Here is a 16649-nt window from a genome sequence, read left to right as displayed (position 1 = left end):
GGCGAGCCTATACATCAGCCGGAATTGAATCACAAGGCCACGGCAGGCGCATATTGAACGCGCCCACCTGGAGCGGCCAGAGGAAACGGTCATGGCGGACATCAGCGGCGAGCAAGACGGGCGCAGGCGCTCGCTCGGGCCGCTCAGGCGCCTATATCCCTATATATTCCGCTACCGCAAACTGGTCATAGGCGCCCTCATTTCGCTCGCCATCGCCGCGGCGACGACGCTGGCGCTGCCGCTGGCCGTGCGGCGCATGATCGACCACGGTTTCAGCGCTTCCGGCACCGTCTTCATCGCCGAATATTTCGCCGCTTTGGTGGCGATGGCAGCCATTCTGGCGGCGGCATCGGCCGGACGCTACTACTTCGTCATCACGCTCGGCGAGCGGGTCGTTGCCGACATCCGCAGCGACGTGTTTTCGCATGTCACGACGCTTTCGCCGTCCTTCTTCGACACCGCCCAGTCGGGCGAGATCGTCTCGCGGCTTGCCGCCGACACCACGCAGGTGAAATCCGCCGTCGGCGCCACTGCCTCCGTGGCGCTGCGCAACGTCATCCTCGGCCTTGGCGCGGTGGCGATGATGATCGTCACCAGCCCGAAACTGTCGGGCCTGGTGATCGCGGCCATTCCGCTCATCGTGCTGCCGCTGGTCGCGTTCGGCCGTTCGGTGAGGCGCCGGTCACGGCAGGCGCAGGACACGCTGGCGCAAGCGACCGCCTATGCCAGCGAGCAAATCGGCGCGGTGCGTACGTTGCAGGCGTTCACCAACGAGACGCTGGTCACCGGGCGGTTCTCGGCCGCGGTGGAAGCCGCCTTCCAGGCGGCGCGCTCGTCGATCTTCTCCCGCTCGCTGCTCACCTTCTTTGCCATCTTCATGATCTTTTCCTCGGTCGTGGCGGTGTTGTGGTTCGGCTCGCGTGACGTGCTTGCCGGCACGATGTCGCCCGGCACGCTCGGCCAGTTCCTGCTTTACTCCGTGTTTGCCGCAGGCGCGCTGGGCGCACTGTCGGAAGTCTGGGGCGAGCTTGCCCAGGCGGCGGGTGCGGCCGAAAGGCTGACCGAGATACTCGACGAGACGCCGGCGATTCAACCTCCGGCCAATCCGCTGCCGCTGCCCGCCAAGGCGACAGGCGCGATCAGTTTCGACGACGTCTCCTTCTCCTACCCGGCAAGGCCGGACCGTGCCGCCGTCCACGGCTTGAGTTTTCAGGTCGAGCCCGGCGAGACGGTGGCGATCGTCGGCCCGTCGGGCGCCGGAAAGAGCACCGTCTTTTCGCTGATCCTGCGCTTCTACGATCCCGAAACCGGCCGCGTCGCCATTGACGGCGTCGACGTGCGCGAAGCCGATCCGGCTCAAGTGCGGGAGCGCATTGCCATCGTGCCGCAGGATGTCACCATCTTTGCGGCAAGCGCGCGCGACAATATCGGCTTTGGCCGGCCGGGCGCGACGAATGCCGAGATCGAGGCCGCCGCCAGGGACGCGCTGGCCGACGAATTCATCCTCAGGCTCGACAAGGGCTACGACAGCCAGGTCGGCGAGCGCGGCGTCACCTTGTCCGGCGGCCAACGTCAGCGCGTGGCGATCGCCCGCGCCATCCTGCGCGACGCGCCGATCCTGCTCCTCGACGAAGCCACGTCGGCGCTCGACGCCGAAAGCGAAACGCTGGTGCAGACGGCGCTGGAACGGCTGATGCAGGGCCGCACCACCATCGTCATCGCCCACCGGCTGGCGACCGTGCTGAAGGCCGACCGCATCCTGGTCATGGAGGGCGGCCGCATCGTCGAGGAAGGCACGCACCAGAGTCTGGTCGCCAAGGGCGGAATCTATGCAAGGCTGGCCAAGCTGCAGTTCGAAACCGGAGCAAGCGCCTTCAGGGGTGCCGCGGAGTAGCAACCCGCAATCAGGTGGGACCATACCGCTTGCGGAGATGCTCGGTGAAATACGCGGCGTTGAGCTTTTCCCCGGTGGCGCGCTCAAGCAGTTCGGGCGTCGACCAGCGCGATCCCTGCGACCAGATATTGTCGCGGCGCCAGTCATTGATGGCGGCGAAATTGCCCTTGGCGAGGTCGCTGTCGGCTGAAGGATGGTCGCGCGTCAGCGCAGCCCATTGCTGCGCCGCCATCATGGCGCCCAGCGTATAGGACGGGAAATAGCCGAAGGCGGCGCCTGGCCAATGCACGTCCTGCATCGGTCCGTCGGCTGGGTTGTCGATGGTCGAAAGGCCAAGATACTCCCGCATCTTGGCGTCCCAGGCTTCGGGCAGGTCGGCCGCCTGCAGCCGCCCCGAGACCAGCTCCTGCTCCAACTCGTAGCGCAGGATGACATGCAGCGGGTAGGTGACCTCGTCGGCGTCGACGCGGATCAGGCCGCGCTCGACCCGGTGCACATGCGGCAGGATGTCGTCGAGCGACCAGGCTTCGCCGAGATGCTTTTCGACCACGGGCAGCGCCCAGCGCCAGAATTCGGGGTTGCGGCCGACCTGTTTCTCGACGAACAGACTCTGGCTTTCATGCACCGCCATGCCGCGCGCCTTGCCGAGCGGCCAGTGCGCCCAGGCCTTCGGCAGGTTCTGCTCGTAGAGCGCGTGGCCGGTCTCGTGCAGCACGCCCATCAAAGCCGACAGGAAATCGGACGTTTTGTAGCGGGTGGTGATGCGAACGTCGCTCGGCACCCCGCCGCAGAAAGGATGGTGCGATACCGACAGAGAACCATGGGTGAGGTCGAAGCCGACCGAAGCCATCATGGCGAGACCAAGCTCGCGCTGTTTGTCGATCGCATAGCTGCCGGAGAGCGGCTTCAGCGGGCGCTTGGCCAGTCGCGCTTCCTGTACGGCCAGCGCTTCCGGCACGAAGCCCTTCAGGAATGTCTTCAGCTCGGTGAAGACCGGCGTGATGTCGGCGGCCCGGTTGCCAGGATCGTATTGCTCCATCAGTGCGTCGTAGGGATCGAGGCCGAGCGCGTCGGCGCGCAAAGCGGCTTCCTCGCGCACCAGCGCGATGACACCTTCGAGCGCCGGCAGGAATCCGGCCCAGTCGTTCTTGGCGCGCAGGTCGCGCCAGAGTTGCTCCGAGCGCATGCGCGCTACCGTCTGGCGCTCGACGAATTCGACCGGCAGGCAGGTCAGGTTGGTGTATTGGCGACGCAGTTCGCGGACCGCCGCCTGCTGCTCCTCGTTGAGCGCTTCAGCTTCTGCAGCGGCGAGCCAGTCGGCGATCTCCGGCGCGGTAGCCCTGATATGCAGCATGCCGGCAAGGGAAGACATCGCTTCGGCGCGCTTCTCGCCGCCGCCGACGGCCATGTGGGTCGCCTCGTCGGCGCCGAGGATGGCGAGCGCATGTTCCAGCGCTTCGAGCTTGTGGCCGAGATCATCGAGCTTCTGAAAAGACATGACAGGTTCCGCGTTTTGGACCGCGGGAAAAGATACCAACGCGCCAGGATTGGCAACCCTCAAAGGTGGCTATGCAGCTTGCGCCGGTGAGCTGGTGCGTGGAATGCTGGCTGACGGTGGAACACCGCCATGGAGGGGAGACTAAGATGATCGGCAATATCCTGGTCGGGCTGGTGGCCCTGATCCACCTCTTTATCGTCTATCTGGAGATGGTGGCGTGGGACACACCGCGCGGGCACAGGGCGTTCAACCTCAAGCCGGACTTCGCCAGCGCATCGAAGGTGCTCGCCGCCAATCAGGGGCTCTACAACGGCTTCCTTGCCGCCGGGCTGATCTGGGGCATCTATCTCGGCGCGGCGGGATTCCAGATCAAGGTGTTCTTCCTGCTTTGCATCGCCGTCGCCGGCCTCTATGGCGCGGCGACTGCCAGCCGGAAGATCCTCTATATTCAGACCGTGCCGGCGGTGCTGGCCCTCGCTGCGCTGTGGCTGGGCTGGTGACAAAAAAGACGCCCTCGGAGCCAGATCCGGGGGCGTCAGACAGTCCCTTCCTCATTCCTGGAGATATCAGAGCGGATCTCAGCCGTTCGGATAATTTCCGCCGTCGGAGCCATCACCGATCATGAAGCCGCTGCCGGTGTCGGACATCAGCCTCTGATCGACATTGTCGAGGCGGCGCAGCAGATCGTGATATTGCGCGGCCGGGATCCGGCCATGGTCCGAAGCGGCGACCCGTTCGGCGGGCTGGCCGATATGCGCAGCACGCAGATGCAGCCACTGCGCTTCCGAGGTCGAGATGCCCTTCGTCTCGCGCGCATCCGTGATGCCCTGTTCGACGCCCCGCACCTGCTCGATCAGGCCGGTCACGCGCGGACCGGTCATGTCGGTCGGGTCGCTGGCGTCGAGGGCGCCCTTGTGATGTCCGGCGGCATAGGCGCCGGCGAGTGGAACAGTGATCAGAAGTGTCGTGAGGGTTGCGGTCCTGAGAGTCTTCAAAGAGCGCATGATGTGCGTCTCCTCCTGCTATGGAAGGGGCAAGCGCTTTCGCTCCGCCTTCCGGAAGCGGGCCGTCCGGTTCCGTCGCGTCGCGATGGGAGGCATCGCCGGCGGTTCTCGGCCCTGCGCGTCAAAGTAGGAGCCCGGAAACGCGAAGTGTAATTAAAGAAAGATAATGTTTTCAGGCCTTGCCGACCTGGCGTTGCGCTCTAGAGTTGAGCCGGCAAACAATTTCGCGTGACTGAAAATCACCGTTCGGTGAGCTTCAGTTCAATGCGTCGGTTCTTGTTGCGGGCGTCTTCGGTGTCGGCGGGGTCGAGCGGCTGGAATTCGCCGAAGCCGGCCGCAACCAGCCGGTTGGCGGGCACGCCGTTCTCGATCAGGAACTTGACCACCGAGGTCGAACGCGCCGTCGACAATTCCCAATTGTCGCGATAGCGGCCGGCGCCGGACAGCGGCTTGTTGTCGGTGTGGCCGTCGACGCGCAGCACCCAGTTGATCTCGGGCGGGATTTCCTTTTGCAACTCGATGATGGCATCGGCGAGCTTCTTCATCTCGACTTTGCCGGCATCGTTGATCACTTCCGACCCGGTCGGGAACAGAACTTCCGACTGGAAGACGAAGCGGTCGCCGACGATGCGGATGTTCTCGCGGTCGGCGAGGATTTCGCGCAGGCGGCCGAAGAAGTCGGAGCGATAGCGGTTCAGCTCCTGCACGCGCTGCGCCAGCGCGACGTTGAGCCGACGGCCGAGATCGGCGATCTTGGTGTTGGAATCGCGGTCGCGCGTTTCGGACACATTGAGGGCGTCCTCGAGCGCGCCGATCTGCTTGCGCAGTGCTGCGATCTGCTGGTTCAGGATCTCGACCTGGCTCAGCGCCTGCTGGCTGATCTGGCGCTGGCTGTCGAGTTCGCCGCCGAGTTCCGCGGCGCGCTGGGTGGCGGCGTCGCCGGCGCCGGCACCTTGTGCCAGCAGCTGCTCGAGCCGGCTCTTCTCAGCTTCCGCGGCCGACAGCGACGCCTGCAGATTGGCCAGCGAATCGTCCTTGTCCTGCGCGCTCGAGCGCTCCAGCGCCAGCAACTGCGTCAGTTCGTTGATCTGCGAGTTGAGGCGCGTGAGCGCCGTATCTTTGCCGGAGAGTTCGCGTCCGAGCAGGAACTGCGCCAGCACGAAAACGGTGAGCAGGAACATGATGGCCAGCAGCAGCGTCGACAGCGCGTCGACGAAGCCCGGCCAATAGTCGATGCGGCGATCGGTGCGCCGGCCCCTGGCGAGAGCCATGCTAGTGGACCCCGGGTTTCTTCAGCGCGTCGGCGATCTTTTCCAGCGTGTTGCGCATCGCCTTCTGCTCGTCCGACTGGGCCTCGACCCAGTCGCGCATGATCTGCTGCTCGGAGCGCATGTTCTTGACCAGGCCGGAAATGCCGTCGGCGAGATTGGCCATGGCGGTGGCGACGCGCGGATTGGAGCCGCCGCCGCTTTCCTGCATGCTGCGCAGCCGTTCCGACAGGACCCGGATCTCGTCGGAGGATTCAGTCTTGGCCGGGTCGGCGACGGCGATGTCGGAGGAGAGATCGGTGACCGAGGACAGCCAGTTTTCAAGCTCGGTATAGAAGCGGGTCTGCGCGCGGCCGGCCTGCAGGTCGAGGAAGCCTAGCACCAGCGACCCGGAAAGGCCGAACAGCGAGGACGAAAAGGCCGTACCCATGCCGGCCAGCGGCGCCGACAGCCCCTGCTTCAGCGAATCGAGCACGGCGGCGGCGTCGCCGGTGCCGGGATCGAGCGATTCGATGGTTTCGCGGATCGAGCCGATGGTGTTGAGCAGGCCCCAGAAGGTGCCGAGCAGACCGAGGAACACCAGCAACCCGACGAGATAGCGCGAGGTGTCGCGGCTTTCGTCGAGGCGGGTGGCGATCGAATCCAGCATGGTGCGCATCGAAGACGTCGAGAAGGCGACCGTCGAGGAGCGGCCGATCATCGCCTTCATCGGCGCCAGCAGCACCGGCTCGGTGGTTTCGGAACCGGCGCGGAAGGAATTGACCCAGCGCACTTCGCGAAACAGTCGTCCGACCTGGGCGAAGGCAAGCAGGATGCCGACCACAAGGACGCCGACGATCAGGCCGTTGAGGCCGGGATTGCTCCCGAAAGCGGTCGAGATCTGGCGGGTGAGGATGGCGGCGATGAAGGCGACGATGACCAGGAAGATGACCATGGTCAGGAGGAAGACCTGCGGGCTCGACAGTTTGTGCGGATCGTACATCAGGACATCAGAACGCCTGCCCACGCCGAAGGATCTGAGAAAAGCCATCCGTGCCCCGTTTCCGATGCTCTATTTGCCTTGACGCAATTCCGAACGGGAAGCCGCTCATACTTCCCTGGAACCGCTCCAGTGCCGCCGATCACGTAATTCGCGACTCTAAACGGAATTGTGACCAAATTGAATGGCGCTTGGCAATATTGCCCGACTGTCGGGCCGCACCACGCCGTTCAGAGGCGGTTGACGACCAGGCAGTCGACCATGGCGGCAAGATGCAGCCCGGCGCCGGTGACGACAAAGCCGTGCCAGAGGGCATTGTGAAAGCGCAGGCGTTTCCAGGCGAAGAAGATGACGCCGCAGGAGTACACGATGCCGCCGGCGACAATCAGCGCGATCGAGGTCGTCGGCAACGTCGCCACCAGCGGCTTGACCAGGACGACGCCGCTCCAGCCGATGGCGAGATAGAAGACAATGGCCAGACGATCGAAGCGGCCGGGCAGGAACACTTTCATGGCAATGCCGGTCAAAGCAGCGGTCCAGACAAGGACAATCATCGGCAGCGCCAGCGGCGAGCCGTCGAGCTGGGCCAGAAAGGGCGTGTAGGTCGCGGCGATCAGGAGATAGATCGCCGCATGATCGAAGCGCCGCAAGATCCACTTCGCCGGCGACGTCACCGGCCACAGATTGTAGGTCAGCGAAATCGACAGCACAGTCAGCAGCGACACCACGAAGAAGGCGGCGGCGATGTATTCGCCGGGACCGGCATGGAAGGCGGCCAGCGCCAGCAACGCCGAGCCGGCGGCTATCGCCAGCACGATGCCGACCGCGTGGACGATGCCATCGGCGATCATCTCCGCACGCGAATAGTGCCAACGCCCGACAAAAGGGATTTCAATTGGCTGGTCTGGCTGCGCTTCTCGCGAGGATAGTGAAGGTATGCTCGTCATAAAAGATCCTGCGTCACCCTTATCTGGGCGGCCGCCGGGCAGTATTTCAAGCTTTGATTGCGGTTTTGCGACTGCGGCGCTTCAGCGCGCCGCGCCGGCATGCCAAGTGATCAGCGCGCCGAAAGCGGCTTCTTCACGGCCTTGAGCAGCGCGCGCTGGATGACCTCGTTGCCAGCGACGAGCGAACCCCCCTCGAGCATATCCTGGCCGCCATCCATGTCGGAGACGAAGCCACCGGCCTCGCGGATCAGCAGCAGGCCGGCGGCAATGTCCCAGGCCGACAGGCCGGTTTCCCAAAAGCCGTCCATGCGGCCTGCGGCGACATAAGCGAGATCGAGCGCGGCGGAACCCAGGCGGCGCACGCCCGAGACCTCGGCCATCACATTGCGCAACTCGACGAGGAAATTGCCGTGCTGGCCGCGGCCGAGATGCGGCACGCCGCAGCCGATGACGCAGTCGGTGAGCTTGCTGCGGCCGGCAACGCGCAGCCGGCGATCGTTCATGAAGGCGCCGCCGCCGCGCTCGGCGGTGTAGAGCTCATCCATTGCCGGATTGTAGATGACGGCGGCGACCAACTGGCCCTGTCGCTCCAGCGCGATCGAGATGGAAAAGATCGGAATGCCGTGCAGGAAATTGGTGGTGCCGTCGAGCGGGTCGACGATCCAACGGTGCTGGTCGTCGTCCCCTGCGATCATGCCGCGCTCTTCCATCAGGAAGGCATAGCCCGGCCGTGCCTTCGACAGTTCGGCAAACAGGATGTCCTCGGCCTTGCGGTCGGCTTGGCTGACATAGTCGCCCGGTCCCTTCATCGACACCTGCAGGTTCTGCACCTCGCCGAAGTCGCGCGACAGCGAGCGGCCGGCCTTCATGGCGGCCTGGACCATGACATTGAGAAGTGCGGAGCGTGCCATCGTATCTGTTCCTGCCTACGTGTCAGTCTGCGCGGCGCATGTAGGTGAGTTCGTTGGTGTCGACGACGATGCGTTCGCCGGCGCCGATGAATGGCGGCACCAGCACGCGGATGCCGTTTTCCAGGACCGCCGGCTTGTACGAGGACGCGGCCGTCTGGCCCTTCACCACCGGGTCGGCCTCGGTGATGGTCAGCGTCACCTGGTCGGGCAGCGAAATGCCGATCGGCCTATCCTCATAGAGCTGGACCGTCACCATCATGCCGTCCTGCAGGAAGGCGGCGCGGTCGCCGACGAAATCCTTCGCCAGCTCGAGCTGCTCGTAGCTCTGCGTGTCCATGAACACCAGCGCGTCGTCCTGGGCGTAGAGGAAGGAAAAATCCTTCAGATCGAGCCGGATCTGCTCGACGGTCTCGGCCGAGCGGAAGCGCTCGTTGAGCTTGGTGCCGTTGATCAGGTTCTTCAGTTCGACCTGGTTGTAGGCGCCGCCTTTGCCGGGCTTGACGGTGTTGGTCCTGACCGCCACCCAAAGGCCGCCATCGTGCTCGATGACATAGCCGGGACGGATTTCGTTGCCATTGATCTTGGCCATGATGAGATTGATCCGGGATGCTACCAACGGCTTGGCCGTTGGTATGGGGATGGTCGCTGGACAAGCGATTTCGGGCTCCCAAGACCACAAATCGGCAGGAGAGGCAAGGGATGCCAGATCGCCCGACAAGGGCCGGTAGCCTCAAACCTGGGCCGCAATGACTTTGCCGACGGCCTCGACGATGGCGTCCGCAGCCTCAGTCAGCCGGTTGAGATGAGGCGAACGAAGTGCGGCGACCTGCAAGGAAAGGTCAACATCTTCCGTATTGACGAGCATGAGGCCGTCGGGAAGTCCGCGCCTTGCAAGACGCAACGGCATCAGCCCAAGGCCGTGCCCCCGACGGACCCATTCCATCTGTAAGGCCGGGTCCTGTATCTCCGCCGCGATCTCGAAATAACGCCTTCCGCCGACCAGAACGGACGTGAGCTTCTGGCGCGCGTCGCAAGGTGCCGGACTAAGCACCCACGGCATGGGTGTCCGGCCACCGTCTTCCGGATCGGGGACGGTGGACGCAGCTATGACGCCAAGACGTTCAGTGCCAAGGGCTTCCGGACCTGGCTTATCCGGCGATCGCAGAACAATCGTCACATCGAGCTCGCCGCGTTCGAATTGATCGATCAGTTCGGCGCTCCAGCCGGTCTTGAGCCGTAGCGACACTTTCGGGAACGCCGCCGCGGCGTTGGCGATGGCCCCCGCTATGTCGCGGTCCGAGAGGCCATGGGCGAGACCCAGGCGGAACAGTCCTTCCGGCTCGGTCTTTCCGGCGAAGGATTTCAGCGCTTCTACGGAAGCGATGATATCGCGGCCGCGCGCCAGCACTTCCAGCCCCGTCGGCGTCAGTCGCGGCGGCTTTTGCCGGCGGTCGAGCAGCGTCGTGCCAAGCATGTCCTCCAGCCGCTGGATTTGCCGGGTCACAGCCGGCTGCGTCAGCGGCAGGCGCCGGGCGACCTTCTGGATCGAGCCCTCCTCGGCAAACAGGGCGAGCGTGCGCAATTCCTCAAGCATAGCTAGAACTATGTCTCGTAAGCATAATCATTGTAAACATTATGAATTTGAAATCCATCGCCTGGCAAGCAATTTTCCTTTCAAACGAAAGGACGACGACAATGAAGGCAATCGAACTGCAGAGCCCAGGCGGCATCGACAATCTCAAGATGGTCGAACGACCAATGCCGGAGCCCGGCCGTCAGGAGATGATCGTCCGCGTCAAGGCGACGGCGCTCAACTATCGCGATGTCGAGATCGCGCGCGGCAGCTATCACACGACATTCCCCTTGCCGCTGGTGCCGCTTTCCGACGGCGTCGGCGAGGTCGTCGCGCTTGGCCCCGAGGTCAGCCGCTTCAAGGTTGGCGACCGGGTCTGCGGCACGTTCTGGCAGCGATGGGTCGGCGGCAGCTTCGCCATGGCCGAACCTTCCTACCAGCGCGGCGGCCCGATCGACGGTTTGCTGAGCGAATTCGCCCGGCTGGACGAACAGGCGGCTGTCATCGCGCCGGCGCATCTCAGCGACGTAGAGGCGGCGACATTGCCTTGCGCCGCCGTCACTGCCTGGCATGCGTTGTTCACCGAGGGCAAGCTCAAGCCAGGCGAAACCGTGCTCAGCCTCGGCACCGGCGGCGTGTCGCTGTTTGCCGTGCAGTTCGCAAGGGCGGCCGGAGCGCGCGTCATTGTTACGTCGAGCAGCGATGAGAAGCTTGCCTGGGCGAAGGGGCTTGGCGCGCATGATGGCGTCAACTACCGCGACGATCCGGATTGGTCGTCGGCCGTGCTGGCGCTGACCGATGGCCGCGGCGCCGATCACATCATCGAAGTCGGTGGTCCCCAAAGTTTCGCGCAGTCGCTCAAGGCGTCGGCGCGCGGCGCCCAGATCAACGTCATCGGTTATCTCGGCGGCAGCGAAGGGGTGATCAATCCGCTCGACATCTTCCGCCGCCAGGTGAAAGCACGCGGCATACCGGTCGGCTCGCGCGAGTCCTTCGAAGCGATGAACCGGGCGCTCGCCGTCCATCGGCTGCGGCCGGTGATCGACCGGGTCTTCCCCTGGGCAGAGGCAGCACAGGCCCTTCGCCATCTCGAACACGGCTCTCCCTTCGGCAAGGTCGTGCTGGATCATACACAGTGACGTTGCGTGTCAGGGCAGGCGGTTGGCCTTCTGCAAGGCTTGCTTTGTCTGGTCGTCGGTCAGCCCTTGCAGGAAATCGTCCATCTCCGGATCGATAAGGCCGGCGCGCCGGGCGACCACATACCAGGCCCCGGCCAGGATCAGGTCGGGGTCGGTGCCGATGCCGCCCATATAGAGCTTTGCCAACCGGTTCTGGGCAGCGACATTGCCGCCTTCAGCTGCCTGCTTCATCCAGTTGAAGCCGGATTTCAGGTCGCGAACACCGCCCCGGCCCTCGATCATCCAGGCGGCAAGATCGATCTGCGCGGTGTCGTAGTTCTGCCTGGCAGCCTGTGCCAGCAAGCTGCGCGCCTTTGCATCGTCCCGCGTCTTGCCGCCGACGCCATTGGCATAGACCTGCGCCATCGCATACTGGGCGTCGGCAAGCCCTGTCGCCGCGGCACGCTCATAATAAGGCACAGCCCTGGCGATGCCGGCATCGCCAGGATCCTGCTGCACGAGCAATTGCGCGAAGTTGAACTGCGCCAGCCGGTTGCCGGCCTCGGCGGCGGCCTGCATCAGCGCATAGGCTCCCTTCTCGTCCTTCTTGACGTAGCGGCCGTCGAGCAGCATCAGCGCATACTGGAACTGCGATTCAGGAATCCCCTGCTCGGCGGCCTGCGCATACCATTTGGCGGCCTCAGCCGGGTTGAGCGGCACGCCCAGCCCGCGCGACAGAATCTCGGCCACGAGCGTTTGCGCCGCCGGGTCGCCATTCTTGGCCCGCACCAACGCCAGATTGTAGGCGGTCTTGTAAAGACCGCGCTGGAAAGCGCCATAGGCGGGGTCCGCCGGCTTGGCGCCGAAACGTTCGGGGTTGATCGCGTCGGCCGACGGCAGCGGCGCGGTTGTCGCCGGCTGCGGCAGCGGGGTGTCGATCGGCTTGTCGATATGGACGCCGGAATCCGTGGCACCGGCTTTTGGGGCACCCGCATCGGGGGCGACCGCATCCGGCACGCTGAGGGCGGGCGCGCTGGTGTCCGGCCTCGGCTGCGGCAGCGGAACGGTCTCCGCCGCGATCGCTGCCCCGCTCATCAAGGCCGCAACGAGAACCGCGAGAGGAAGTCCAGGTCGGCCCACGTCAGCCCTCGAAGCGCGGCGCGGTTTGGTCGAGCAGCGCATTGGCGGCAGCAATCGCCGCCTTCGGATCGGCGCCTTCGGCAAAGACGGCGCTGGACAGCGCCACGAACTCGGCGCCAGTGGCGGCCACCGCTTCTACCGAAGCGATGGCGGAACCGGCCATGACGATGCAAGGGATCTCAATCACGTCCGCCCACCATTGCCCGAGCGACAGGTTGCGCGGATGCGGTTCCGGCTTGTTGTCGTAGTCGAAGCGGCCGAAGAAGATGTAGTCGGGCCTGGTTTCGCCGAGTTCCAGCGCGTCGTCGCGCGTCTTGGCGCCACCGGCGCCGACCATCATCTTGCCCTGGAAGTGTTCGATGGTCTCGGCGAGCGCGTCCTTGGAAACCTCGACATGAATGCCGTCGGCCTGGACACGGCCGGCAATGCGGGTATCGCCGGCGATGATGACGGCGATGCCGGCCGCTTGCGCGGCCGGTACGATCTGTTCTGCGAAGGCCTGGAAGGCAGCCTCGTCCATGCCGTTCTCAGGCAGGATCAGGGAAGCGATATCACCGCCGTCGAAGGCAGCCGCAATGCGCTGCGCCGGAGCGTCCTTGGGTGCGATCAGCACGATGCGGCAGCGGTTGGGGGGTGTTGCGTCGTTCATGGCTTTCGATCCCGGGTTTCGCCTATGCCGGGCGAAGATGGTTGCATTGCGGCATAGAACAAAGCGCCCGCCTTGAACAGGCGGGCGGGGATCGATGAGATGGCTTTGGTTTACGATAGCCCGCAAGAAGACGCTCTGCCGCTCATTTGACGGCTTGCGGGCTTTCGACCGTTGGTTTGGCTTTCCACAAAGTCCAGCCGAGGTTCATGCCGGCGGCGGCGACCAGGATCGCGGCGGCGCCGACGAGCTGGGCCGGATGCAGCCGGTGGCCGAAAGCCATGACATCGACCAGGATCGCCACGACAGGATAGATGAAGGACAGCGACCCCTGCAGATGCGTCGGCAGTTTCTGGATGGCGGCGTACATCAATATGTACACCAGGCCCGTGTGAACGACGCCAAGCGTGGCCAGCATGGCCCAGCTCCAGGCATCTGCGGGCAAATGCGAGAGGTTGGCGAAGGGCGCCAGCATGACGACGCCGACGCAGACCTGGATCAGCGCGATCAGATGCGGCGGGGTGCCCTTGAGCTTCTTGGCGACGATTGCCGCGACAGCCCAGAAGAAGGCCGCTCCGAGCGCCATGACGATGCCGATGACATAATCTGTGCCGGTTATGCCGGAACCGACACCCGCATCGGGCCCTGTCTGCACGATCAGCAGCATGCCGGCGAAGGCGATGCCGAGCCAGGTCAGCTTGGCCAGGGTCAGCCGCTCGCCGAAGAACAGCGCGCCGAAGCCGACCAGCATGAAGGGCTGCGTGTTGTAGACCGCCGTGGCAATCGAGATCGAGGCGCGGGAGAAGGCGCTGAACAGCAACAGCCAGTTGATGACAATGGCCGCGCCGCCAAGAGCGGCGATGGCAACAATGCGCAGCGTCAGCCTGCCGCGCAGCAACCCGAGTGCCGCGCAGGTGATCAGCAGCGCCACCGCGCCGAAGGCGCAGCGCCAGAACACCACGTCCATAACGGGCTGGCCCGACATGACGACAAACCAGCCGATCGTGCCGACGATCGTCATCGCCGCCGTCATCTCGATCGTGCCGCGTACCGTGTTGTCCATGACAATACCTCTATCTGTTGAGGCCATAATCTCATGCCGCCTTGAGGGTTTATATGCCCTATGAAAGGTGATAAGGGCACAACACCTTATTTAATAAGGCGCGCGCTGCCCTTTTGCGAGGAGATGAAAATGCTGGACGAGTTGGACAGAAAGCTTCTCGACATCCTGATCCTGGATTCGCGGACTTCGTTGAAGGATCTGGCGCAGCAGGTCGGGCTGTCGTCGCCGAGCGTCTCGGAACGGCTGCGGCGGCTCGAGGAACGCGGCGTCATCCGCGCCTTCACCATCGAGATCGACCCGGAGGCGCTGGGGTTTCCGCTGCAGGCGATCGTGCGGGTGCGGCCACTGCCGGGCAAGCTGCACATCGTGCAGAAGCTGATTGAGGAGATCCCGGAATTCGGCGAATGCGACAAGGTCACCGGCGACGACTGTTTCGTGGCCCGGCTCTACGTGCGCTCCATCGGCGAGCTCGACAAGCTTCTCGACCGCATCGCCGACAAGGCGGAGACCAGCACCGCCATCATCAAGGCGCAGCCGATCCGGCGCCGTCCGCCGCCACTGAATTAAGCTCCAGCTTGTAGCCGATGTGGCTGGCCTTGAAGCCGAGCCGGTCATAGAAGCGATGCGCGTCCTGGCGGCTCTTGTTGGTGGTCAGCTGGACAATCTTGCAGCCGCGTTCACGGCACTGTTCGACCGCCCATTCCAGCAGACGCTGTCCCAGCCGTTCGCCGCGGCGGTCCGCGGCGACGCGCACAGCCTCGATCTGGCCGCGCAAGGCGCCCTGCAGCGACAGCCCGGCGAGATAGCTGATCTGCAACGTGCCGATGACGCGGCCGCTATCCGTCATCACGGCAAGAAACTGGTTGGGGTCGGCGTCGATGGCGGCAAAGGCGTCGCGATAGGCCTTGGCGAGTGGCTCGGTCGCATCCTCGCGGCTGCGGCCAAGCGGATCGTCGGCGAGCATGGCTACGATGGCAGGCAGGTCGGCCGCTTCGGCGCGGCGGATGTGGGGTTCGCTCATTGTCAAAAACCTGGGGTCAAAAACCTGGGGTCAAAACCTGGGGCCAAAACCTGGGGTCAAAACCTGATGTGCATCGGACGGCGCCCTTATGCATCGGCGGCGATCTTGCCGTAAATCCGGAACCGTCGCTTTACGCACAGTTGATCGACACGGCCGGCATTTTCCCGGTCGCGGCGCAAGGGTTTCTGGGCTATTGCAGGGCAACCGTCTTCCCTCCAGCATTTCCAGTTCATGTCAGGTCTGCTCGCCGATCCGTGGTTTTATGCCGCCGCCATTCCGGCGGTGATACTTGTCGGGCTGTCGAAAGGCGGCTTCGGCGGCGCTGTCGGCTTCGTTGGCGTGCCTTTGATGGCGCTGGCCATGCCGCCGGTGCAGGCGGCGGCCATCCTGCTGCCGATCCTGTGCCTGATGGACATCGTTTCGGTGTGGACGTGGTGGGGCGTCTACGACAGAAAGATGCTGGTCGACATGATGCCGGGCGCGGTGATCGGCATTGGGCTCGGCTGGCTGACGGCAGCGCTCGTAACCGAAGAGATGGTGCGGCTGATCGTCGGCGCTGTCGCGCTGATCTTCGTGCTGCGCTGGCTCTATCTCCAGTTCCGCCACGGTTCCGACCATGCGGCGGCGCCCAACCGCATCGCCGCCGCCTTCTGGGGCACCGTCGCCGGCTTCACCAGCTTCGTCGCCCATGTCGGCGGGCCCCCCTTCCAGGTCTATGCGCTGCCGATCCGGCTCGATCCGAAGGTGCTGTCGGGGACATCGGCGATCTTCTTTGCCGCCACCAACGCGCTGAAGCTGATCCCCTACTTCGCGCTTGGCCAGTTCGACACCGCCAACCTGACGGCGTCGGCCGTGCTGATGCCGCTGGCGCCGCTGGCCACCATCGCCGGCGCCTGGCTGGTGCGGCGCATGCGGCCGGAGATTTTTTATCCCTTCACCTACGCGACCGTGGCCGTGGTCGCGGTCAAGCTGCTTTGGGACGGGATCGCCGGCCTGCTCTAAATCCCGCTCAGGCGGCTGCCGGTTTGGTTCGCGGGGCGCTCGCAAAGGTCAGCGATGCACCACCAACGACCACGACCGCCATGGCGCCGAGAGTGGCGATGTCGTGCGCGGTCGGCTTCAGCACCATGTCGGCGACGACGACGATCATGATGACGAAATCGAACTTGACGATCCGTATCATGCGGCGCCCAAACGCTATGGCAGCCGGGGTCATGCCGTCCGCGGCAAGCATTGTGGCAAGCTTTTCGAACGAAGGCTTCAGCACGAGGATACCGGTCAGAAACGCGGCGGCGTAGCCGCAAAGGCCGATGACGACCCAAAGGTCGGAGAAGCCGGTCCATAGCGAAGTCAGCACCAGACCAGAAGCCAGGGTCGCGATAGACGCCGGCACGAACAGACGCAAGCCGAGTTTGTCCGTCGTTCTCAGCATGACCATCAGCGTCTCGTCGTCGCCGTCGCGATCGGCGAGTATCGAAACCAGCAGCATGGCGAAACCGCCGCCGAGCCAGAGGATCGCTGCCATGACATGCAGGAATTTGAAGAGAGAATACCAGTCCATTGCCGCTCCTTGTGCATCGTTCCGGG

At 64.4% G+C, this 16649-nt stretch carries 18 protein-coding genes; 5 read left to right on the top strand and 13 right to left on the bottom strand.

Features of this window, described 5'->3' with window-relative positions:
- Positions 1–91 precede the first annotated feature (91 nt).
- Complete coding sequence (locus tag AC3EML_RS01845) at positions 92–1894, top strand: ABC transporter transmembrane domain-containing protein (RefSeq protein WP_352520842.1); 1803 nt, start codon at positions 92–94, stop codon at positions 1892–1894.
- A 10-nt stretch (positions 1895–1904) separates the two neighbouring features.
- On the opposite strand, the gene AC3EML_RS01840 is transcribed toward AC3EML_RS01845, so the two are convergent.
- A complete protein-coding gene (locus tag AC3EML_RS01840) occupies positions 1905–3392 on the bottom strand; it encodes a carboxypeptidase M32 (RefSeq protein ID WP_352520843.1) in 1488 nt (495 codons plus the stop codon).
- Between the two features lie 146 nt (positions 3393–3538).
- Between AC3EML_RS01840 and AC3EML_RS01835 the strand changes: the two genes are divergently transcribed.
- Positions 3539–3892, top strand: coding sequence for a DUF1304 domain-containing protein (locus tag AC3EML_RS01835; protein WP_352520844.1), 354 nt, complete (start codon positions 3539–3541; stop codon positions 3890–3892).
- Between the two features lie 78 nt (positions 3893–3970).
- Here the strand turns inward: AC3EML_RS01835 and AC3EML_RS01830 are convergent, their stop codons facing one another.
- The 7 genes from AC3EML_RS01830 to AC3EML_RS01800 all read right to left on the bottom strand — a co-directional run bounded on the left by AC3EML_RS01830 (position 3971) and on the right by AC3EML_RS01800 (position 10095).
- Complete coding sequence (locus tag AC3EML_RS01830; RefSeq protein WP_023742237.1) at positions 3971–4396, bottom strand: hypothetical protein; 426 nt, start codon at positions 4394–4396, stop codon at positions 3971–3973.
- 239 nt (positions 4397–4635) lie between these two features.
- Positions 4636–5667: a peptidoglycan -binding protein gene (locus AC3EML_RS01825; RefSeq protein ID WP_023684164.1), complete on the bottom strand. Its 1032-nt coding sequence runs from the start codon at positions 5665–5667 to the stop codon at positions 4636–4638.
- A gap of 1 nt (position 5668) precedes the next feature.
- Positions 5669–6694: a MotA/TolQ/ExbB proton channel family protein gene (locus tag AC3EML_RS01820; RefSeq protein ID WP_023668754.1), complete on the bottom strand. Its 1026-nt coding sequence runs from the start codon at positions 6692–6694 to the stop codon at positions 5669–5671.
- Between the two features lie 179 nt (positions 6695–6873).
- Positions 6874–7590: a PAQR family membrane homeostasis protein TrhA gene (gene trhA, locus AC3EML_RS01815; RefSeq protein WP_023700276.1), complete on the bottom strand. Its 717-nt coding sequence runs from the start codon at positions 7588–7590 to the stop codon at positions 6874–6876.
- A gap of 110 nt (positions 7591–7700) precedes the next feature.
- Complete coding sequence (locus AC3EML_RS01810) at positions 7701–8501, bottom strand: inositol monophosphatase family protein (protein WP_023742238.1); 801 nt, start codon at positions 8499–8501, stop codon at positions 7701–7703.
- A 22-nt stretch (positions 8502–8523) separates the two neighbouring features.
- Complete coding sequence (gene efp, locus AC3EML_RS01805) at positions 8524–9090, bottom strand: elongation factor P (RefSeq protein ID WP_023668757.1); 567 nt, start codon at positions 9088–9090, stop codon at positions 8524–8526.
- Between the two features lie 141 nt (positions 9091–9231).
- Complete coding sequence (locus tag AC3EML_RS01800; RefSeq protein ID WP_352520845.1) at positions 9232–10095, bottom strand: LysR family transcriptional regulator; 864 nt, start codon at positions 10093–10095, stop codon at positions 9232–9234.
- A 101-nt stretch (positions 10096–10196) separates the two neighbouring features.
- Between AC3EML_RS01800 and AC3EML_RS01795 the strand changes: the two genes are divergently transcribed.
- A complete protein-coding gene (locus AC3EML_RS01795) occupies positions 10197–11213 on the top strand; it encodes a zinc-dependent alcohol dehydrogenase family protein (RefSeq protein ID WP_352520846.1) in 1017 nt (338 codons plus the stop codon).
- Between the two features lie 9 nt (positions 11214–11222).
- Here the strand turns inward: AC3EML_RS01795 and AC3EML_RS01790 are convergent, their stop codons facing one another.
- The 3 genes from AC3EML_RS01790 to AC3EML_RS01780 form a co-directional block, all read right to left on the bottom strand.
- Positions 11223–12287, bottom strand: coding sequence for a tetratricopeptide repeat protein (locus tag AC3EML_RS01790; RefSeq protein ID WP_023694591.1), 1065 nt, complete (start codon positions 12285–12287; stop codon positions 11223–11225).
- Positions 12288–12333: 46 nt separating this feature from the next.
- Complete coding sequence (locus AC3EML_RS01785; RefSeq protein WP_023694592.1) at positions 12334–12981, bottom strand: thiamine phosphate synthase; 648 nt, start codon at positions 12979–12981, stop codon at positions 12334–12336.
- Between the two features lie 142 nt (positions 12982–13123).
- Positions 13124–14041, bottom strand: a complete 918-nt coding sequence (locus AC3EML_RS01780) for a DMT family transporter (RefSeq protein WP_023684172.1) — start codon at positions 14039–14041, stop codon at positions 13124–13126.
- Positions 14042–14170: 129 nt separating this feature from the next.
- On the opposite strand from AC3EML_RS01780, the gene AC3EML_RS01775 reads away from it, so the two are divergent.
- Positions 14171–14608, top strand: coding sequence for an Lrp/AsnC family transcriptional regulator (locus tag AC3EML_RS01775; RefSeq protein ID WP_023704892.1), 438 nt, complete (start codon positions 14171–14173; stop codon positions 14606–14608).
- Here AC3EML_RS01775 and AC3EML_RS01770 read toward each other — a convergent pair.
- Positions 14565–15062, bottom strand: a complete 498-nt coding sequence (locus tag AC3EML_RS01770; RefSeq protein ID WP_023728625.1) for a GNAT family N-acetyltransferase — start codon at positions 15060–15062, stop codon at positions 14565–14567. The genes AC3EML_RS01775 and AC3EML_RS01770 overlap by 44 nt on opposite strands.
- A gap of 231 nt (positions 15063–15293) precedes the next feature.
- On the opposite strand from AC3EML_RS01770, the gene AC3EML_RS01765 reads away from it, so the two are divergent.
- Positions 15294–16064, top strand: a complete 771-nt coding sequence (locus AC3EML_RS01765) for a sulfite exporter TauE/SafE family protein (protein WP_023668765.1) — start codon at positions 15294–15296, stop codon at positions 16062–16064.
- Positions 16065–16071: 7 nt separating this feature from the next.
- On the opposite strand, the gene AC3EML_RS01760 is transcribed toward AC3EML_RS01765, so the two are convergent.
- Positions 16072–16623: a DUF2269 family protein gene (locus tag AC3EML_RS01760; RefSeq protein ID WP_023694595.1), complete on the bottom strand. Its 552-nt coding sequence runs from the start codon at positions 16621–16623 to the stop codon at positions 16072–16074.
- Positions 16624–16649 lie beyond the last annotated feature (26 nt).

This window comes from Mesorhizobium sp. P170090 (genome assembly GCF_057786115.1).
The sequence above is the reverse complement of the archived record's forward strand: the minus strand, read 5'-3'. Positions and strand labels throughout refer to the sequence as shown.